Source organism: Halocynthiibacter sp. C4, from assembly GCF_028823805.1.
Taxonomy (GTDB): Bacteria; Pseudomonadota; Alphaproteobacteria; order Rhodobacterales; family Rhodobacteraceae; genus Falsihalocynthiibacter; species Falsihalocynthiibacter halioticoli.
Genome location: NZ_JAPEIE010000001.1, coordinates 892963 through 914010, shown reverse-complemented (window position 1 = coordinate 914010; position 21048 = coordinate 892963). Strand labels below are relative to the sequence as shown.

Sequence of the window (21048 nt, the reverse complement as noted above, 5' to 3'; positions counted from 1 at the left end):
TGCCTCATTGGAAAAGGAAATCATGAGTAGCAAACCGATCATAGCTATGCTCTGGGTCGAGGGACCGCTGAGTTACCTCGAACAGCTCTGCATTCAATCGTTTCTAGATGTCGGCCATGACGTGGTTTTATATCACTACGGTGAAGTTCAGAACGTTCCGGCGGGCGTGACATTGGCTCATGGCAATGAAATTCTTAACCGCGACAACTTTATCAAGCACGGCCGCACAAACAGTCTCGCGCTTTTTTCGGATGTATTCCGCTATCACCTACTGACCAAATCAGAAAACACCATCTGGGCAGATACAGATGCCTATTGTGTCAAACCGTTTGAAACTGAAACCGGCCATTATTTCGGCTGGGAATCCGCGCACCACATCAATGGAGGTGTGCTCGGCTTGCCACCGAACAGTCCTGCTTTGAGCGGCTTACTAGAGATGACAAAAGACGAGTTTGGAACGCCAGAATGGTATAGTGACAAAGTCAAAGCCAATCTTAAAGCGCGGGCCGATGCAGGAAATCCAACCCATGTTGGCGAGCTTCCGTGGGGTGTTTGGGGGCCTCACGCTGTGACATACTATCTTCAGAAAACCGGCGAAGCCAAATTCGCCTTTCCGCGTGATGTGCTCTATCCCGTGCCGTTCGAAGAACGTCGGAAAATCGTAAAACCGAGACATCGTGAAGATGCAGAAAGCTACATCACAAACAACACCACATCGATACACCTCTATGGTCGCAGAATGCGCGACTTGCTCGCGAAACGTAATAACGGACTGCCGGAAGCAGGCGGCCTGTTCCACAGCCTTCTGGAAAAGCATGGGATTGATCCAACAAAAGCGCCCGTAAAAGCTCGCATCAAAACCGCTGAACAATCAAAGTAGCCGGAGACTAATATGGGTGTCGACTATGCTTCTCTAACCCAATTGTTGAAGATCATCCCGCCGATCCGAAAGAAAGAGCGGATGCTGATGCTTGGTCGGCAATCTTTGCAACTCAACCGCCCTCGCCTAAAACGCGCGGCAAACCGATTGCTTGATGAGTTCCAGCCTGGGCTGACAATAGAAGAGCTTGAACGGGAAAATGGTTTTGCCGAGCCACTATTCGAAGCTCTCGGAGTTCAGCACGTCCAGAGCTTGGATTACTCCCAGTTTGAGGGCGCAAGTTTTGCACATGATCTAAACACACCCATCCCTTCTGAACTGGTGGGAAAGTTTGATATTGTGCTCGACGGCGGAACGCTCGAGCACGTGTTTGACGTGAAAACGGCCATGACAAATGCGTTCGACCTCCTCGCGCCGGGCGGCACCTTTATTGCGGCCTCACCAGGGAATAACTGGTTTGCACACGGTTTCTACCAGTTCGGACCAGAGTTGGTATTCTCCTTCTGGAAGCGGACAAAAGGGTGCGACGTTTTGCAATGCACTTTCCTTCCCGAATTCCCCCGGGATGCGCCATTTGAAATAGAAGACCCTTACGAAACAAAGCGTCGGCTTCGAATGGCGAAGAAGCTTGTACCGCAAAGATGCTATTTGTTCTACGTGGTTCGGAAACCACTGGAAGCATCAGATGTGAGCGAAACACCACTGCAGGGCGATTACACTCACCGATGGTCAGAAGCCGGTTCCGACGAAGACGGCGCATAACAATGTAGTCGAGCCGATTTGGCGATTGACGCCTGCTCCTGCGCTATTTATTTTACATACTAACTTAAATACACCGAAACTCAGTAAAAGCGAGGAATCCAGCCGTAGAGACGCGGCGACCGCGGTTTGGCATGCGCCGAATTTAAGCGCATCCGCCTCATCGCACACACATACATTGCAGTCTTCACACACATAGGGCGCCTTAGCTGGCGCGGGAGGGAAAACGTGACGAAGAAAATAGGCATTGGCGTCATAGGATGTGGCAACATTTCCGACGCCTATCTCAAGGCCGCGCCGCAGTTTGGTGTCTTGAACATGGTGGCCTGCGCCGACATCAATCTTTCTGTAGCCGAAGAAAAAGCCGCAACTTATGGCATCGAGGCTTTGAGCGTTGAGGCTTTACTCGCGGACGATCGCATTGACATTGTTCTAAATCTGACAACGCCTCAATTTCATGTTGAGGTGGGCAAAAAAGCTCTGAACGCGGGCAAACATGTATATTCCGAGAAGCCGCTCGCGGTGACGATGAAGGAGGCAATGGAGCTTGTTGATCTAGCGCGGGAAACCGGCCTTCGTGTTGGCTGCGCACCAGACACGTTTTTTGGTGGCTCACACCAAACCGCGCGTAAACTTCTGGATGCGGGCGAGATCGGCGCGATTAATGCCGGCAGTGCTTACATGATGGTACCAGGGCACGAAAGCTGGCACCCGAACCCAGATTTTTATTACAAAGCTGGCGGCGGCCCACTACTGGATATGGGCCCTTACTATATCACCGCCCTGATCAACATGATCGGACCCGTGTCCTCTGTTCTCGGAGCGGCAACACGTTCCTATGAAACGCGCGAAATCGGTTCAGGTGCGCGTGAGGGCGAGAGTTTCGACGTTGAAATCGACACACATATCTCCGGCATCATGAACTTTGCCAACGGCGCGCAGGTTACGATCACGACAAGTTTCGATGTTCACAAGCACGAACACAACCATATCGAGCTCTACGGGACTAAGGGATCAATGGTTGTCCCTGATCCAAACTGTTTTGACGGAGATGTCAAGATTTCGGAAGGCAGCGGCGATTGGGTCACTGCTGAACAAACTCATAAATACGGGGACGGCAACTATCGCATTCTCGGCCTTGCGGATATGGCGCAAGCCATTGTGGATGACCGCCCCCATCGCGCCAGCCTTGAACTGTCACTTCATGTCCTTGAGGTGATGGAAGGCATCCTGACCGCCGCAGACAGAAAGGCGATCGTTGAAATGAAACATCTATGTGAACGGCCGGAAGCCCTACCGGACAGCTTGCCGTTTGGCCAACTCGGATAGGAACACAAAATGACACAGAAAAAAGCACTCATCGTTTGGGGCGGATGGGAAGGCCACACGCCCGAACAAAGCGCCGAGGTTATGAAAGAAACTCTCGAAAGCAACGGGTTTGAGGTAACTCTTGAAGCGTCAACCAAAGCCTTCGCCGATCCTGATCTTGGCCGCTTTGACCTCATTATGCCGGTCATCACCATGTCGACGATAGAGAAGGAAGAGCTTGAGAACCTGATCAAGGCTGTACGCGCAGGCTCCGGTCTTGCTGGCTTCCATGGAACAATGTGCGACAGTTTCCGGAATGAACCCGATTACCAATTCATGACTGGTGGGCAGTGGGTCGCGCATCCGGGCGACATCATCGATTATTCAATTCAGATATCACCAACCGGCGATCCAATTACCGAGGGGCTCTCTGATTTTGACTACCACTCTGAGCAATACTACATGCATGTAGATCCTTCTATCGAAGTCCTCGCAACGACAACATTCGACGGTAGCCGCTTTGAAGAAATCGATGGCGTCGTGATGCCTGTTGTCTGGAAACGCAAGTTCGGTAAAGGACGTGTTTTCTATAGCGCGCTTGGTCACATCGCTGATGAATTCAAAGTTCCGGAAATGAAAACCATGATGGAACGCGGCGCGCTCTGGGCCGCACGCTAAGACCAGTTTAAACACCAAAGGCTAGCGCGGGTATTCCGCGCTGGCCTTACTCAAACAAACCCACCAAACACACTCCAGACAAAACGGCGCATCGGTCGCCCCTGCCCCCTTTCCCTTCGTTGCGCAATAGTCCAATAACAGTTGGACATTCCATTGCGGCACTGGTGCATATCCAAAATTGCCGTGCTATGTTTCGCGCAGGACAATACAGGACAGACGGTATGGGAAAAATTTCGGTCGATAAGGCGCTACTCCTCGCCAAATCTCACGTGCGCAAAGGCGAACACGAAGAGGCTCGCCAACAGTTAGAAGCCGTGGTTCAGGCCTTCCCGAACAACAAGCGCGCAAAAGCAGCCCTCGCGTCACTCGGCGTACAAAAAACCAAAGACGGCCTACCGCCACAGGATGCCGTTCGCACCCTTACCAACCTCCTAAACCAAGGTCGTTTCAAGCAAGCAATTCCGCCGCTGAAGAAACTCTTGGCAGCCTACCCAAAGGCCGCTGATCTGTGGAATTTTCTGGGGATTTGCTACACGCAATCCGGCGATCCTGAAAACGGCGCAACTGCGTTCAAAAAGGCATCGCAGCTTGAACCCAAAGTGCCTGACGGACATATCAACCTCGCCAATGCGCTAAAGTCACAAGAGAAATACGACGAAGCGATTCAAAGCTACAAACGCGCACTCAAGATTGTTCCGAACCATCTCGATGCCAGCTATAACTTGGCGGTGACGCTGAAGTCACAAGGCAAGCACGACGAAGCAATCGAAGCCTACAAGCGCGTTATCGAACTCGATAAAGATTATTTCGATGCTTACTTCAATCTTGGTGAATTGTACTTTGCGATGCACCAACACGATGACGCCATCGAAACATACAAGGAATGTGTGCGCCTTAAGCCCACATTCGTAGATGCACAGAGGTTCCTTGCAAACAACTACCGCAAGCGCGGTTACAATGAGGAAGCTGCCGCGAATTATCTGAGGACGCTTGAACTCGACCCAGATAACCACGGCCTCATGAAGGACCTTTCATCAATATATAACAACATGGGCCAATTCGAAGAGGCTGAGAAATGGCTCAAACGTGCGCTTGAAATCAAGCCGGACTTCGCCGAGGCGCATCGATTACTCGCGATGCAAAACAAATACACGGAAGACGACCCGCACCTTGCCACTATGCTTTCGATGTATAACGATCCAGAGTTAGAAGACGAAATGCGTATGCATATCTGTTCGGGTCTATCCAAAGCTATGGGTGATATCGGAAAGACCAAGGAGTCATTTGAGTTCCTCAAGGAATCCAACGCATTGCACAAAAAGATTCTGGACTACGATATCCAGAAAGACATCGATCTTTTCGACAAAATCAAAAACACCGCAGACAAGGTTCAACGTGCCTCCCTCAAGGCCAAGCCAGCAGAAGAAGGCGATACGCCTGTTCCAATTTTCATTCTGGGCATGCCCCGTTCTGGAACCACGCTTACAGAGCAAATTCTCTCTGCCCACCCTGAAATTGCCGGTGCGGATGAACTCCCCTATGTTGGCGCTTTTGGTGGCGACATAAAAGTAGGCGACAAACCCGCGAATGCCGAAACTATTCGGGAGTTTCGCAAGAAATACATGGACTTGCTCATCAAGCACGCTGACGGAAAACCCTATGTCACCGATAAGATGCCGCACAACTTCAACTCTATTGGCCTGATATGCGCGGCCTTCCCCGAAGCGAAGATCATCCATATTGATCGTGAAGCTGCCGCGATTTGTTGGTCGAACTACAAAACGTTCTTCCCTGCGGTTGGTCTGGCTTATTGCCACGATTTATCGGATGTCGTTGATTACTACTTCTTGTTCGAAGACCTGATGAATTTCTGGTGGGAACGCTATCCTGACCGGATGTACCGTCTCGATTACGAGGAACTTACCCGAAATCAGGAAGAAGAGACCCGTAAGCTCATCGAATATGTCGGTGTTGAATGGGACGACGCCTGTCTTTCACCACAAAAGAACACCCGAAGCATCAAAACGGCGTCGCTTCGTCAGGCGCGGCAAGCTGTTTACTCGGGCAGTTCTAAAGCTTGGGAGAAGTTCGCCCCCTACCTTGACGGTGCCTTTGATAGGCTTCCCGCTAAGAATTAACCTGTCGGTATAGGAACAACATTTCGGGGCGCCTTGTTTCAGGCGCCCTTTTTCATGCGCGACCCATTCAATCTCAAACGATCAAAATTCTGATTGATAAAGATCGATCTTGCTGCTACACCCCAGTTGAAAGAGGAGCGCGCATGACAACGCCACGACAAAACCAACTTCTGGCTTTGCTGCTAAAACGCGGCCAAACTCAGGTACAGGATATCGCGCAAGAACTCGGCGCGTCGCTTGCGACAGTCCGCAGGGATCTCACGGGTTTGGAAGCACAAGGGCGTGTGGAACGGCTGCATGGTGCGGCGCAAATTGCCTCAGCTGCACGAGAAGAAGTCGCATTCGCGGCACGCGAGAGTGTGAATGCCCGCGCAAAACGAACCATCGCCGCGACCGCATTCGGTGCTGTCAAACCGGGTGCGACTGTTTTTCTCGACGCGAGCACAACAGTGTTGCAACTCGTGCGCCATATCATTGCAATGGACCAACCAATCAAGGTGTTCACCAACAGTCTTCGCGTTGCCCAGGAGCTAGCGCTAGTCTCGCACGTTGATCTATCGTTGATCGGCGGGCGCGTTCGAGAAGAGAACCTTTCGATGGTTGGGCCGCTGGCCTGCGCGGCTTTGAACAATTTGTGGATTGATCAGCTCTTCCTCGGCGCTACGGCGATTGATAACGAAGGAACCCTCTCAAGCGTTGATGCGGATGAACCTGCCGTGAATGCGACGATGATGGCGCGCGCGGCGGAAACATTCATTCTCGCGGACAGTTCCAAATTCGAGAAGCGCGCCACGCACGCCGTCACCACACTACGCGAAGGTCACAGGCTGATTACTGACCTGCCTCCCCCACCCGCCTTTGCCGCACACGCAAAACGCGCTGAGATTTCACTCACGATCGCCAATTCGGCTGATACTTAATTTACCACCCAACTCAGAGGTGCCACATGACTCCCCTTGACCGTTTTCTCGCCCTGCCGACATCTTTTAACGAAGGTCACAAACGCGGGCTGACAAGCGTCTGTTCCGCGCACCCGTTGGTTATCGAAGCGGCTCTTCTGGAGGCCTCCGAAGCCGAAGAAACGCCTTGTATCGAAGCGACCTGTAATCAGGTCAATCAAGATGGCGGATACACGGGAATGACGCCGCAGGACTTTCGCGATCTTGTGTTTTCCATAGCGCGAAAACTTGAGATTGACCCTGACGGAATTCTTCTCGGTGGAGATCATCTTGGCCCGAATCCTTGGCGCGACCTTCCAGCAAAAGAAGCAATGGCGAAAGCTCTGACGATGACACACGCCTATGCAGCAGCAGGGTTTGGCAAGATCCATCTTGATGCCTCAATGTCTTGTGCTGATGACCCCACCCCCTTGCCTGCCAAAACCGTTGCGGAACGCGCTGCGCTCTTGGCACAAGCCGCCGAAGAAGGCGCCGCATCTGCAGGGCACCCGTTACCGGGGTATATCATCGGCACCGAAGTACCGGTACCCGGAGGTGCAGCAGAGGCGCTGGATCATGTGGTTGTTTCCAACCCGCAAGACGCCGAGGAAACCATCAGCCTTCATCAAGAGTCCTTTAAATCAAACAAGTTAGATGCAGCACTTGATCGCGTCGTTGCGCTTGTGGTGCAGCCTGGCGTGGAATTTGGGCAAACAGACATCCACCGCTACAACCGTATTGAGGCGCGCGATTTGATTGCTTGGCGGGATGCAGCGGGAAAGCTGGTTTTTGAGGCGCACTCGACCGATTACCAAACAGCACAGGCGCTCACCGAACTGGTTGTTGACGGTTTTGCTATTCTCAAAGTCGGCCCAGGACTGACCTTCGCATTGCGAGAGGCATACTACGCTCTTGACCAGATCGCTGGCGACATTTCCGCAGAATACGAGGCAGGAACGCTTGCTGGAGTTATGGAAGACGTTATGCAGCGCAACCCAAAGTACTGGCAGCCCTATGTTGAAGGCGACGCCGATGAGCAATATCGCCAGCGGCACGAAGGCCTGTCTGATCGTATCCGCTATTTGTGGCCGGATGCAGCGGCCGTTGCTGCGATAGATCGGCTGATGATGCAGTTTGCGGATAAGACGATATCTGTCGAGCAGCTTGGAAAGCACTATCCAGACCTGAAAGTGACGGCTCCAATGACGGCGCGCGATGTTATCATTCAAGCCGTACGCCAAGCGCTATCTGGCTATACATCGGCCTGTAAACAAGGCTGAGACAGCACAATATTAAGAAACCAGCGCGTCCAAAGTGGCGCGCATTTCGGAAATCTTAGCTGCGTCAGTCTCGCGTAAACCAGGGGTTGCGAAGCCGAATTTTGTGCTCAAAACGTCAGAAACCACCGGCGTGCTGCAGGATGCGTGAAAGGACGTTGCGCCAGTCTCTCGGGCCAGTTGACTGACATTCCCCGCACTCACGCCGCTCCCAACGACAATCTCAATCCGTTCTCCGGCGTGCGCAACAAGCCGCCGCAGACGCTCGGCTCCGTCAACTGCACGCGGTGCCCCACCAGAGGTCAGTATTCTCTTAAACCCGAGATCAACAACCTGATCCAAAGCTTCAAACGGATCATCAAGACAATCTATAGCTCGATGAAGAGTCAGGCTCAGATCTTTGGCAGCTTCAACCATGCGGTGAAGGACTGGTAGGTCGAGCGCTCCGTTCTTGATTGCGCCGATGACGATCCCGCTTAGCCCCGCACGGCGAACGCACGCAATATCATGAAGCATCTGCTCCATCTCGGCATCGTTATATGTGAAATCACCAGCGCGAGCGCGGATCATTGCATGTACATCTACGCGGCTGCTGCGTGCGCGTTCGATCAACCCCGCAGAAGGCGTAAGCCCACCGATTTCAAGCGCGCTGCATAGCTCAATCGTGTCGGTTCCTGTTTGGGCAGCATCCAGCCCTGAAGCCGTATCAACACAGACCTCAAGCTTCAGGTGTTGCGCAACGGTTTCTGACTTAGGCATCATGCTTTGAAGCTTGAACAGCGATCTGCGCATCGAGCGCGCCGACATACTCGAGCTGCTCACTCAAAAGAATTACGTCCTCAATATTCCGACCTTGTAGCTGTCCAACGTCCGACAGCCCCATACAAGCGGCCGGCACGGATGTGGCCATCTGCAATGCTTGATCCAACGGGATTTTCACCTTCTCAACCAGTCGCTTAACGCCCTCTGCTTGAGTAACATGCGCGCCTGCAAGGCTGCCCTCGGCGTTCACGAGCCTGCCGTCTTTGAGATATATCGTGTCCCCATAAAGACTAAAGTGATCGCTCCCTCCGACTGTCGCCATGGCATCTGATACAAGGAACATGCGCCCGCTCGTTGGCCGCGCACGAATGGCGAGCCCAACCATAGCATCAGCCACGTGGTAGCCATCGCAAATAATGCCGGAGTAAAGGTCTGAATTGATGACACCGCCAACCGCGCCAGGAGCGCGCCCGACCATCGGAGACATGGCGTTAAACAGATGCGTCGCACAACGCGCTCCGGCCTTGATCGCGGCCTCAATTTGGTCTGCGGTTGCATCCGTATGCCCGATGGAAACCACGACCCCCATATCCGACAGTGTCGCGATATCCTCACATGACACAGCATCAGGCGCGAGCGTAATCATCACGGCGATATCAGCGTGACGCAACTTCGCCACCGCCTTCATTGTCCGCTCATCCATAGGGCGCACAAAACGCTCCAAGTGAGTGCCTCTGCGGACAGGTGCGATATGTGGACCTTCGATGTGAAGCCCTAAAATTCCTTGATCGCCCTTGGCCTCGATCGCGGCATCGACAGCATGATCAACGACCTCTGCGCGGTCTGTGATAACAGTCGGCAAAATACCGACCGTTCCAAATTTGCGGTGAGCGGCTGCAATTGTTTGCATGCCCGCACGGCTTGGATCGGCGTTGAGCATAACATCCCCGCCACCATTGACCTGAAGATCGATGAAGCCGGGTGTTACTGTGCCGTTGACCTTGGTTTCAGAAGCGGTATCGGGCGCACCTTCCTCGCGGACTTCCGCGATGCGTCCGTCCATGACGCGAAGGCTCGCGCCGCTCGATACCTTCTGTCCGTCAAACAGCCGATCTGGTGTAATCCACCGCTCCATCACTGTCCCTCCGAACCAAGAAATGTACTGATTGCCCTTCGGCAAGATCGCCGACTACCCATTGCTCTGCTCCTGATAGGCTGCATAGGCCGCGCCTCGTGCACCGCTTGCATCGCCACCTTGAGCAAGTCGGATCGGCGGTATGCCAAAATCACCGAGCTGCGCCTTTTGCGCCTGGCTTTGCAGGATGTCGGTCAGCCCCTCGATCTTGGAGAGGCCACCACCAAGGATGATGACATCGGGATCAATCGCGAGCGTCAGATTGCACAGAAGCTCTGCAGTCAGCGCACTCCAGACTTCCCAGACTTGCATCGCTTTGGCGTCTGTCTCTTTGCGCTCTACGATCTGGGGTGGCTTTAGGTCTTCGCCCATGATCGCCTTGGCCAAGCGTGTCATGCCCCGACCGGAAATATAGGTTTCAACACAGCCGACGCGCCCGCAGCCACATTGAACAGCAGGCAAGTTGTATTTTTGAAGCAAATGCGCCGGTGACGCCATATGGCCAAATTCGCCACCTGTTCGCGTTGGGCCGGACAGAATGCTGCCATTGACGGAAACGCCTCCACCGACACCTGTACCAAGGATCAAGGCAAGTACAGTTTCGGCATCTTTGCCGACACCGAACACAGCCTCCGAAAGAGCAAGGGCGCGGCAGTCATTTACATAGGTAATTGCGCGGCCAACCGCCTTTTCAACATCCAACTTAAGCGGTTTGCCCGTTGCGCAAAGATTTGCGGTAAGCGCGAGCTCTGTCGTGGGATTCAACAATCCGGCGGCGCCAATGCCGACCGGAATACTGGTTCCTGCTTCGGAGTCAGCCCAGCGAACGATATCCGCTAGTGCGCCAACAAGCGCATCGTAATCCTGTGGGGTATCAACCCGCTTGCGACTGGCAAGTTGCCATTCGTTATCAAACAGTTGCAGCTCAATCTTTGTGCCGCCAAGGTCGATACCTGCTGCGATCATGATGCCACCGGATAGAGTTTAACGCCCTCAACAACGCGGCTAAGTGTGCCGCGACCTGTGAATGGGTCATCAACGTTTAGACCAAGTTCTTCAGCCCAGAGAACACCCGCAATCTGCGAGGATGCAACGCAAATCGACGCCGACCATACGGCACCGTATGGCATTTTGATATCGCATTCTGCACCTGCACCGATAGCCTGAACTGTCGCGTTGGGGAACTGGACCCGCAACTCTGAAACAAGATCAAGATCATAAGACCGAGCTGGCTCTTCGGGGCTAACAAAAACGTTAATAAGCGTACCGTCGGTTACAAAGCTCTTCGGCCCGTGGCGGAACCCGAGGCTGCTGTCCCAGAGAGCGGGGATGTCTCCGGCGGAGAGTTCCATAACCTTGAGCGCAGCCTCACGCGCAGCAAAGGCAAGAGAGCCAGAGCCCACATAAACAACGCGCTCTGGGCGCGGCGGAACTTTGGCAAATGCAGGCAGCAATTCCGCCAACTGGTCACCAAGATCGTTGAGCCGAGCGGAAACATCCGCTGGTGCATCAAAGAGCGCGAGTGATGTGAACAGCATGGTTGAAAAGCTGCTCGTCATGGCAAAACCGGCGTCATGGGTTTCATCGGGAAGAACGATAACCTTGAGCGGTCCTTTGCTGTCTCGCGTGGCAAGGGCGCTCTTTTTGTTGCACGTGATGTGAAGCCGTGGTGCCTCTGGTGCGAGCCCGTCGAGGGCATCAAGTGTACCAATGGTTTCCGCACTATTTCCGGAACGGCCAAAGCTCACCACGAGCGGGTTGGCCCCATTCAGATAGGCTTGTGGGCGACTGACAAGGTCGGTTGTCGGCACCGAGCGGAACCGCAAACCAAGGTCTTTCCCTTCAAGCCCCGCAACAACAATATCACCGATATAGGCACTTGTTCCCGCGCCGCAAAACCAGACCTCCTCTATTCCAAGGCCCGCGATCCATTCGCGCAGCCCCGCGACATCGAGCGTTTGGCCCCAGCTTTTCCAGATTTCGGGCTGGCGGTGAATTTCCTGCCATGTCGCCCATTTTTCGAGGGATTTGGTCGGAGAAGTCATTTGGTTTGTGTCACTTTTTTCAATGTGGAGGGGGTATCAGGATTGAGACCCAATGCAAGTGCGGTTTCGTGAATTGCGGTATACATAAAATTCAACAGTAGAGCAGCGGCGGCGGCAGGCGTGACGCCGGAAACTCCAACGTCACTTGGGCGAATGCGATGAACGTCGCATCCCACCGCCTTGAAGCGTTCTTCGGCTTGATCGAGGCTCTCTTGAGTGGTCTCAAGGCCTGTATCAAGGAGGAGAACCATTAGCGGGTTGGTCGCAAGCTGAAGCGGGCCGTGTAATACCTCTGAAGAAGAATAGGCTTCCGCGTGAAGCGCGCAGCATTCCTTGAGTTTGAGCGCAACCTCAACAGCAGCGCCAAATCCCGTATCTCGCCCAATCACGTAAACGCTCTGTGCCCGAAGTAGCGCAGCACGCAGATCAGAATTGCGCGGATGGGTTGTTTGAGCCGATTGCAACGCCTCGACTGAAGCTTTGGTACGCGCGGCGTAGTCCGGCAAAAGTGCAGAAAGGATCGACATTCCCGCCGCGACCGAGCCAATCACGGTTTTCGTTGCAGGAACGGCAAGCTCTTCCCCTGCTCCAATTGGAACGGTCACATCAGAAGCTGCTTCGACAGCAGAGTTCGGTTGGTTCGTTAGCGCAACAACCGAAGCACCACTGGCAATCGCGCCTTTGGTCGACAACACAAGGTCATCGCTCGCGCCAGACTGCGAGATCACCATAACTGCGTTGCCGTCCATACCAACACCCGCACCAAGCGAGAACACCGACGGTGGAAGCGAGGTCATGGGGATACGCAACTCGCGCATAAATTCATAACTCAGGATATTGGCCGCCGCATCAGAAGAACCGCGCGCAATTGTATAGATCGCCTTTGCACCTTTGAGTGCTGAGACTTCTGCGGACTGAAGCGCCGTCTTGCAAAACACATCACGGGCCTCGGCGGTTTCCTTGGCCATATGCGCGCCCGCGGCGAGAGTTTCGGTTGTCATTTTCTTAGTCCCCAACTGTCGAATTCGGCCCACGTCTCTGTGAGGTCGACCATTTTTCCGGTGATCCGCGACTCGTCCAGTGCCATGGCAGCGAGTCCGGCTTCAAGCGCATCCACCACGCCAACCGGTAAGGTTTCGCTATCGCCGCGCAGGAAGTCGGCAATGTCGGAGACCATCATGTGGTCTGCGCCGTAATGCGCGGACATTTTGGCGGGGTCGCCCTTTGTATAGTCATGCTCGGAAATGATGCTTCCATCACGCGCCGTTGCCTTGAGATACCCGCGTACAAAATCGCCCTCAGCCATGCCCAGCGCACCCATCACACAGAAGCGGCGATGCTCGTCAGGCACATTGAGGTTGGTGTGGAAGGCAAGGCTTGCACCGGTTTCATAGTGTAGTATGGCGGTTTGATAATCGATGATATCGCCATCGGAATGGAATGGGTCGTCAATGCTCTGCCAGACAGATTTCTTGCGGTGCATGATCTCGTTTTCGGTGTTCGATGTCGGAGCAAACTCCGGCACGAAAGATTTCTTGCCGCCGAAGCTTGCAACACGGTTGGGGCGAGAGCGCGTCACCATGTTGTAGATATCAAGATCGTGGCAGCATTTCTCCAGCATGAACCCACCCGACCACGCGATCATCCGCCGCCAGTCACGCATGAAAAAGGCGCCATGGTACGGAGCAATATGCTCGTTGGCTTCAAGCGATGTGATTGGGCCGAGCTCATCAAGAACAGCGCGCAGATCGACCATGTGCTGCGAATAGCGGAGCACTAGCCCAACCATTACCTGATCGGTGCCATGTTCGGACAGAAGCTGGGCCAGCTCCATGGTTTCTTCACGTGTTGTGACAACAGGCTTCTCGGTAAAAATCCGAACGCCAGCATCAAGACCAAGCTTGATATGCTCAAGGTGGAAGCTGTTTGGCGAGCCGACAAAGAACAGATCCGGCTTGGTTTCGGCCAGCATATTGGCCACATCGTCAAAGCGCGGAGTTTCCTCGCCGATCATTGAAAGATATGTAGGCTGTGGGTCGTAGAACCCGACGAACTCCACCTCTGGCATGGTTTCCTTGAGGATCGACAACACATGCCCAGCCCGAAGGCCAATACCTGCTGTTACGACTCTCATGCAACCAACTCCGGAGCGGCCTGACGGCGCAATACGTCGCCGTTGGCGTCAAATACGTGGCAATCTTCAGGCTTGATCTCGAGCGTTACGGAGCCGCCTTCTTTTACGCGAACATCGCCCGGCAAAGAGGCACAGAAACGTGTATCACCGCCAATCGAGCCATATGAAATCGACGCGCCACCGAGGCGCTCAAGTACACGCACCTCAACTTCAACGCCAGTCGTGCCGATGGTTACATCCTCAGGACGCACACCAACTTCAACGATATCGCCTTTGCTTACTGTGGTTGTATCAACTGGCAGCACCATTTTGTGTCCGCCCTTGAGTTCCACGCTCAGCCCGTTGGCGGTGTCGATGACGGTGGATGGGATAAAGTTCATGTTCGGCTGACCGATAAAGCCCGCCACGAATTTGGTCGCCGGATGGTGATAGAGCTCCATCGGTGTGCCGAATTGCTCGACGCGCCCACCATTGAGAACAACAATACGGTCGGCCATGGTCATCGCCTCGACCTGATCGTGGGTCACGTAAACCATAGTTGCGTCAAGGTCGCGATGTAGCTGGCTCAACTCGACGCGCATATCGCCACGCAGAGCTGCATCAAGGTTGGAAAGCGGTTCGTCGAACAGGAAAACCTTGGGATTGCGCACAATCGAACGGCCAATGGCCACACGTTGGCGCTGACCGCCGGAAAGCTGGCCGGGCTTCAGATCAAGCTTGTCAGTAAGCTGGAGAATTTCGGCCGCGCGTTTCACACGCTGGTCAAGCTCGCCTTTTTCCATCTTCTGAACCCGAAGTGGAAAGGCGATGTTTTCGTAAACGGAAAGATGCGGATAGAGCGCGTAGGACTGGAACACCATGGAGATACCACGATCCACTGGATGTGCGTCGCTAACGTCATTGCCGCCAATAAGGATTTTGCCCTCTGTCGCCTCTTCGAGACCCGCAATAATGCGCAGCAACGTTGATTTACCACAACCGGACGGTCCGACGAACACGACGAATTCCTTATCCTCGATTGCGAGGCTGATATCGTGCAGAACCTTGGCCGTTCCAAAAGATTTACTGATTGAGTTCAGATCAAGCGTCGCCATGGTACGGGCATCCTTTGATAAGAGAGGGAATTTAAGGTTGGGTGGGCAACCGAAGCCGCCCACCCGAGAGGGAGCTTTAGAGAGCTTCGTCGAGCTCTTCGCCAGCGATGGTCACAAGGTTATCAACGCTGTCATCCTGAAGGATGATGCCCTGAACCATGTTTGTGAACACGGACTGAAGCGATTTGAAGTCTTCTACGAGTGGCTCTGGGCCACCTGTGGAAATCGAACTTGTGAACACAGGCCAGATACCATCTTCGTAGTAGAGATCTGTTTTGCCGAGTGCAGCATAGTCGAGGATCGGTGTAAGGCCCCAAGAGCTGTCGAGGTCATACTGGCTGTCACCCGATGTGATGCGCTGAGCAAGCTCATGTGCCAGATCTTCGTGGCCGGACCCTTTGAACACAACAATCGAGTCTGTGATCAAGATAGAGCCGCTCTCGCCGGATGGACCCGCAGGAACAGGAACAACCTTCTGGTTGATCTCTTCTTTGTGCTGGCCATAGCCCCAAGGGCCACTGACGTACATGGCGATTTTGCCATCGTTGAAGAGGTCGCGAAGCTGGTCGCGTTCCCAAGCGGTTGGGCCGTCTTGAGCAACCTCAACAAGCTTGCCGTAGAACTCGAGCGTTTCACGTGTCTCTTTGCTGTCGAGCTTGTTTTCACCTGTTGCCGCATCAACAACTACACCACCGTTGGAGTAGAGATAGTTGAGGAACTGGTGCATTGTGTTGTCAAAGTCTTTACCGGCAAGGCCAACGCCCGCAGCGTCAGTGTTGTCAACAACGCCTTTGGCCAGTGCATACATGTCGTCCCATGTTGCTGGTGCTTCACATGCCTGACCAGAAGCTTCGATCAGATCACAGTTCAGATACAAACCTTTTGTCGAAAACGCGTGTGGGTAGCCCCATGCTGTGCCTTCGATTGTTACGGTGTTCAGAACGCCAGGCTGATATGGTGTTTCTGGGTCGATGTTTGCCGGAACGATCAGATCGTTGTTGGCAAGCTGGCGCAAGGTGCGCGAACCCATGTAAGCAATCGAGGGGGGATCACCCGCAGCAGCAAGTGTGAGCGATTTGTCTTGGCATGTGCCCCATGGCACAGCTTCGAGGTTTACAGTAACGCCATCATGATCGGCGATGAACTGGTCCACAACAGCTTGGTCCGCTTCGCGAACTTCGCCGCCGCACATGATGAAGTGCAGCTCTGTGTCATCGGCCATCGCCGACATCGCTGTACCGGACAGCAGCAGCGCTCCGAGCGTTATTTTCATAGGTTTCATACCATTTTCTCCCTTGGTTGAATTATTCTTTGACCGCACCAGCCGTCAGACCGGCCACGAGGTATTTTTGAAGGAACAGGAAGATCACCATGACCGGCAGGACACCTACCAAGGCCGCAGCCATCATCTCGTTCCAGGTCACCGACTGATAGCCGATGAATTCATACAGACCCGCAGGCAGCGGTTGCAGTTCGCGCGTCTGGTTGAATGTGATTGCGAAGAGGAATTGCTGGGCATAGGCACCGATGAACACGGCCACGCCAACAACGATCAGGCCCGGCACCGCAAGCGGCAGCACAACCCGGCGCAGCGTATACATCCGCGATGCGCCATCCACAAAAGCGGCCTCTTCAAGCTCAAGTGGAATTTTCTCAAGATAGGAGCGCAGCAACCAGATGCCTGTCGGGATCAGGAAAGCAACGCCAGGAACAATCATCGCCCAATATGTGTTGAGCAGACCCATGCTGCGCAGAACACGATAGAGCGGGATCAGAAGAACGGCGCCTGTGAACATGTTCACGCCCAGAAAGATCGCGAGAGAGGCGTTCTTGAAGGGGAACTTCAGTCGCGCATAGGCATAGGCCGCTGGCACTACAAACACCATCGTAATGGCCGTCACCGAGAAAGCGATGAAGATCGAGTTGAAGATGTACCGCCCGAGAAGCGGAACCGTTTCCCACATTTTGGAATAGGCTTCAAAGCTGAAGTCTGTTGACCAGAATTGATAAGGGCTGCGGAAAAGGTGCTCCAGCGGACGCAGCGACGCCATGAACATTTCAAAGAACGGCAGCAGCATGAAAATCAAGAAGATTGCCACGCAGAAGTAGATGCCGGCCATTTGCAGTTTTGTGTAACGGTCCATCATCTTATTTCGCTCCGTATTTTTTGTTCACTTTGTTCAGGAAGAACAGGTAGGCGAGCGAGAACAGTCCCAGCAGGATCACGATAATGACCGCACGTGCAGAGCCTTCGCCGAATTTGTAGTTGCCGATTGCTGTTTTGTATGTGTCAACGATCAGTGTTGTTGTCGCGCCGCGCGGGCCACCTTCGGTCAAGATCCAGATGATCTCGAAGCTGTTGAAGGTAAAGATCGCAGAAAGGAGCGACATGGACACAATCACCGGCATGATTTGCGGGATTGTGATGCGACGGAAGCGATACCAGCGCCCTGCCCCGTCAACCCATGCGGCCTCGTACAGATCTCGGCTCACGCCCTGCATCGCAGCGAGGAAGAAAAGCGTCACCATCGGCACCCCGACCCAAACGTCGGTTACAATCGCGGAATAGAAAGCGGATGTTTTGTAGGCGAGGAACTCAAACGGTCCATCAACGATGCCAAGTTTCTGCGCCACACCCGAAAGGATGCCGAAGTACCCGTTATAGAGCCACAGCCAACCGATACAGCCAATCGCAATCGGAATAACCCAAGGCGGCATAATCAAAACGCGGAACAGAGCCCGCCCCGGAATGGCTGCGTTAAGAAGCGTTGCGCCAATAAGTCCGAGAATAAGTTTGAGCGCGACCGACAGGAACATCCAATAGAATGTGCGCACGATGGTCTGGTGAAATTTGCGGCTGCTCACCAAATCTTCGTAGTTCGCGAGGCCCACATATTTTTCACCACCGAGGCCCGCCTCCATGAAGGACAGTCGGATCGTTTCGGCCAGTGGCCACGCCACAATGACTCCGATAAAGAGCATCGCAGGGCCAACCAGCATCCAGGCAAACACGCCCTCCGGAAGAATGTTCCTACGAGCAGTTCCGTGCTTCACTCCGCCTTCGATGCTTTGCGTTACGTCTGACAAGTTCCCCTCCTTGGTGCAGCCCTCCGACGAATCAGAGGTGTTGAATAATGATACCAAAGAAAAGCCACTTGCCTACAAAATAATACCAAATTCAAAAATGGTCACAAAACTCTTGTTTTTAAGGGGAATTTTGATAGAATGAGTTAATTCCAATTGCAAAATAAATGCAAATTGGTATGTCAAAAACAATACCAATAAGGCGAGCCGCCATGTCTGAGCTTTCTAAAATATACGCGCCCGACGCTTGGTTTAAACAGGGCGGCGGACCAAGATATCAACAGCTTCAGCGCCACATCAGCGAGTTGATCCAATCCGGCAAAATCAGTGCTGATGAGCGGCTCCCTCCCGAGCGGGAAATGGCGGAAATCGCTTGCGTGAGTCGGGTCACTATAAGGAAGGCCGTTGCTCAACTTGTCGCCGATGGGCTGGTTGAGCAGCGCCAGGGAGCGGGCTCTTATGTGCGCAAGGAATCGAAAAAGCTGAAACAGTCGCTCTCAACGCTGATCTCTTTTACAGAGAATATGTCGGCGCGCGGAAAGACGTCGAGCAGCGAAATCCTTGCCGCAGGTTTGTTTACGCCGAATCCAGATGAAATGGTTACACTTGGCCTTTCCGGAACGGACAAGGTCGCGCGGGTTCGCCGACTACGTTCTGCAGGCGAGACTCCAATGGCGCTTGAAAGCTCGTCCCTGCCACAAGATATTCTACCGTTTCCCGAACGCGTAAAGGTCTCTCTCTATAAGGTGCTGCGCGAACGTGGTCAGGCACCGGTGCGTGCGATCCAGCGGGTTACGGCGGTAAATGTTAGCGGCGAAGATGCCGAACTGCTCCGCCTGCCTGAGGGTTCGGCGGTTTTGAGGATCGAGCGCACAGGATACCTCGCCTCGCGTCGTCCCATTGAATTCACCAGCGGACTTTACCGCTCTGACATCTACGACTTTATTTCCGAACTCGGAGCCGACTAAATGAACTATAGCTGCCGTATCGACGGTGAGGTGATGCGCTGCGTCATCACAGCCGATCGCGACCTCAACACCCCAACTTTCTGCTTCTCTGGTATGGGCCCCATGCTTGCTGTTGATGGAGGGATGACCCTCAGAACAGTTGGAAGCTATACTGAAGTTGCCCTACCGAACCTGCGCGCGGACGAGCCGCATAACGTCACAATCAAATATGACGGCGGGTTTATTCCAGCAAACCGCGCATGGATGCCGCTTGGCCCCTATTTGCGGGTAGAAGGCGAGATTCTAGAGCTTCCACCGACTGAAGCAGGCGTCAACACGGATCACCTAGGCAAGACAGAGCCGTTCGACGGCTTGCGTATCGTCCCACAACCAACTTCTTATGAGCTTGCGAACGACACAATCAGCGTCACAAGATTTGCGTCAAACGATCCCGCGTTTGCTGCGGTTCACGATCTCGCGGTCCGACGAGGTTTTGGCGGGTTCGTTGATAAGGCGGGCCACCAAGTAGAGTTTGTCGAGGAAAACATGGCGACGGACGCCTATCGCCTCGAAATATCTGCGGACAGAATAACTGTATTCAGTTCCTCTTACGGCGGGCGCTTCTATGCGGGCATAACGTTGCTGACGTTGGTAAATATGCATAATGGCACCCTACCGTGCGGCACAGTAACAGACACTCCGCGGTTTACATGGCGCGGGCAGCATCTTGATACCGCGCGCCACTTTTACGAGCCGCAAACCATCCTCGATTTGCTCGACCTGATGGCATTGCTGAAAATGAACCGTTTCCACTGGCATTTCGCCGATGACGAAGCATTCCGGCTTCAGATCGACTGTCTGCCCGAGCTTTGGCAGCAGACCGAAACGCGTGGAGAAGGACATTTGATGCCCGCGCTGTTCGCGGGAGGCCCAGAAAGCGGCGGCAGTTACTCAAAACCCAACGCGCAGAAAATCATAGCGCATGCAGCGGCGCTCAACATTGAGGTCATGCCCGAAATCGAGTGCCCCGCGCATGCCTTGGCGATTGCCCATGTTTATCCAGAAGTGCGTGACCCCACCGACAATGGCGCGGAAACAAGCGTACAGGGATACAAAGGCAATGTGCTTAACCCAGCAATGCCAAAGACGTGGGAGATCGTTGAGGCGATTGCAAAGGAAGTGGGAGAACTGTTTCCATTCGGCCATTTGCATCTGGGCTGTGATGAGCTTCCGAAAGACACGTGGATGGGCTCGCCAAAGGCACGCGCGCTGATGGCGGAGCACGGGCTTGAAACCACGCAGGACCTGCAAGGCTGGATGATGGAAAAACTCGCGCAGGTCGTTGTTCGAAACGGTCAGCGCCCAGCAGCTTGGGAAGAAGCCGCGCAGGGTAAGAACGGCGGGATTGGAAACAACGCCATCCTGTTTACATGGACTGGTCAAGGCCCAGGGCTCGAAGCTGCGCGCGCAGGATATGACGTTGTCATGGCGCCAGCGCAGCACGTCTATCTTGATATGGCATGGTCCAAAAGCGCAGACGATTGGGGCGCGAACTGGGCGGCATATGTCTCCCTCGACGACACCATCAACTGGGAACCCGTACCAGAAGACGACCTTAAGGATCGCATTATTGGTGTTCAGGGTGAGTTCTGGTCCGAATTCACGACAGAGGACAGCCAACTCTGGCCGATGCTCATGCCGCGCATTCTCGGCGTTGCTTCAAAGGCGTGGCAGGAGCAGGATATCAACGCCAAAGACCTTCGCCAAATCGCGGGGCATTACCGTGATCTTCCGTTGGGATTGGGCGACACCGATTGATCGACGGCCCAAAATATAAAAGGGCAGGCTCACGGCCTGCCCTCAACTTTC

The 21048-nt window shown here is 53.9% G+C and carries 19 protein-coding genes; 9 read left to right on the top strand and 10 right to left on the bottom strand.

What is annotated here, in order from left to right:
- Positions 1-22: 22 nt before the first annotated feature.
- From OU789_RS04515 to OU789_RS04485, 7 genes are all read left to right on the top strand, one after another.
- Complete coding sequence (locus tag OU789_RS04515) at positions 23-880, top strand: hypothetical protein (protein ID WP_274653689.1); 858 nt, start codon at positions 23-25, stop codon at positions 878-880.
- Between the two features lie 12 nt (positions 881-892).
- Complete coding sequence (locus OU789_RS04510) at positions 893-1642, top strand: class I SAM-dependent methyltransferase (RefSeq protein ID WP_274653687.1); 750 nt, start codon at positions 893-895, stop codon at positions 1640-1642.
- Between the two features lie 225 nt (positions 1643-1867).
- The gene (locus OU789_RS04505) at positions 1868-2968 is read left to right on the top strand and encodes a Gfo/Idh/MocA family protein (protein WP_274653685.1); all 1101 of its coding nucleotides are present in this window, start codon (positions 1868-1870) and stop codon (positions 2966-2968) included.
- A 9-nt stretch (positions 2969-2977) separates the two neighbouring features.
- The gene (locus OU789_RS04500; protein WP_274653683.1) at positions 2978-3625 is read left to right on the top strand and encodes a ThuA domain-containing protein; all 648 of its coding nucleotides are present in this window, start codon (positions 2978-2980) and stop codon (positions 3623-3625) included.
- Positions 3626-3846: 221 nt separating this feature from the next.
- Positions 3847-5763 (top strand): tetratricopeptide repeat-containing sulfotransferase family protein, encoded by a 1917-nt coding sequence (locus tag OU789_RS04495; protein ID WP_274653681.1) that lies wholly within the window; start codon positions 3847-3849, stop codon positions 5761-5763.
- Positions 5764-5906: 143 nt separating this feature from the next.
- Positions 5907-6683: a DeoR/GlpR family DNA-binding transcription regulator gene (locus OU789_RS04490; RefSeq protein ID WP_274653679.1), complete on the top strand. Its 777-nt coding sequence runs from the start codon at positions 5907-5909 to the stop codon at positions 6681-6683.
- Between the two features lie 26 nt (positions 6684-6709).
- Entirely contained in the window at positions 6710-7981 is a 1272-nt protein-coding gene (locus OU789_RS04485; protein WP_274653677.1) for a class II D-tagatose-bisphosphate aldolase, non-catalytic subunit, read from the top strand.
- Positions 7982-7993: 12 nt separating this feature from the next.
- Here OU789_RS04485 and OU789_RS04480 read toward each other — a convergent pair whose 3' ends face one another.
- The 10 genes from OU789_RS04480 to OU789_RS04435 all read right to left on the bottom strand — a co-directional run bounded on the left by OU789_RS04480 (position 7994) and on the right by OU789_RS04435 (position 18235).
- Positions 7994-8770 (bottom strand): copper homeostasis protein CutC, encoded by a 777-nt coding sequence (locus OU789_RS04480; protein WP_274653675.1) that lies wholly within the window; start codon positions 8768-8770, stop codon positions 7994-7996.
- A complete protein-coding gene (gene nagA, locus OU789_RS04475; RefSeq protein WP_274653672.1) occupies positions 8730-9875 on the bottom strand; it encodes an N-acetylglucosamine-6-phosphate deacetylase in 1146 nt (381 codons plus the stop codon). Before nagA ends, OU789_RS04480 begins: the two co-directional genes overlap by 41 nt.
- A 54-nt stretch (positions 9876-9929) precedes the next feature.
- Complete coding sequence (locus OU789_RS04470) at positions 9930-10841, bottom strand: ROK family protein (RefSeq protein ID WP_274653670.1); 912 nt, start codon at positions 10839-10841, stop codon at positions 9930-9932.
- The gene (locus OU789_RS04465) at positions 10838-11920 is read right to left on the bottom strand and encodes an SIS domain-containing protein (protein WP_274653668.1); all 1083 of its coding nucleotides are present in this window, start codon (positions 11918-11920) and stop codon (positions 10838-10840) included. The genes OU789_RS04470 and OU789_RS04465 overlap by 4 nt, the downstream gene beginning before the upstream one ends.
- A complete protein-coding gene (locus OU789_RS04460; protein ID WP_274653666.1) occupies positions 11917-12921 on the bottom strand; it encodes an SIS domain-containing protein in 1005 nt (334 codons plus the stop codon). Before OU789_RS04460 ends, OU789_RS04465 begins: the two co-directional genes overlap by 4 nt.
- The gene (locus OU789_RS04455) at positions 12918-14054 is read right to left on the bottom strand and encodes a Gfo/Idh/MocA family protein (protein ID WP_274653664.1); all 1137 of its coding nucleotides are present in this window, start codon (positions 14052-14054) and stop codon (positions 12918-12920) included. Before OU789_RS04455 ends, OU789_RS04460 begins: the two co-directional genes overlap by 4 nt.
- Positions 14051-15148 (bottom strand): ABC transporter ATP-binding protein, encoded by a 1098-nt coding sequence (locus OU789_RS04450; protein WP_274653662.1) that lies wholly within the window; start codon positions 15146-15148, stop codon positions 14051-14053. The genes OU789_RS04455 and OU789_RS04450 overlap by 4 nt, the downstream gene beginning before the upstream one ends.
- 76 nt (positions 15149-15224) lie before the next feature.
- Positions 15225-16430 carry an ABC transporter substrate-binding protein gene (locus OU789_RS04445; protein WP_274653660.1) on the bottom strand — a complete coding sequence of 402 codons (1206 nt, stop codon included), beginning with the start codon at positions 16428-16430 and terminating at the stop codon, positions 15225-15227.
- A 22-nt stretch (positions 16431-16452) separates the two neighbouring features.
- Positions 16453-17295, bottom strand: a complete 843-nt coding sequence (locus OU789_RS04440; RefSeq protein WP_274653658.1) for a carbohydrate ABC transporter permease — start codon at positions 17293-17295, stop codon at positions 16453-16455.
- A 1-nt stretch (position 17296) separates the two neighbouring features.
- Positions 17297-18235 carry a carbohydrate ABC transporter permease gene (locus tag OU789_RS04435; RefSeq protein ID WP_274653656.1) on the bottom strand — a complete coding sequence of 313 codons (939 nt, stop codon included), beginning with the start codon at positions 18233-18235 and terminating at the stop codon, positions 17297-17299.
- A gap of 209 nt (positions 18236-18444) precedes the next feature.
- On the opposite strand from OU789_RS04435, the gene OU789_RS04430 reads away from it, so the two are divergent.
- The gene (locus OU789_RS04430; RefSeq protein WP_274653654.1) at positions 18445-19200 is read left to right on the top strand and encodes a GntR family transcriptional regulator; all 756 of its coding nucleotides are present in this window, start codon (positions 18445-18447) and stop codon (positions 19198-19200) included.
- A complete protein-coding gene (locus OU789_RS04425; protein WP_274653652.1) occupies positions 19201-20997 on the top strand; it encodes a beta-N-acetylhexosaminidase in 1797 nt (598 codons plus the stop codon).
- The last annotated feature ends 51 nt before the right edge of the window (positions 20998-21048 follow it).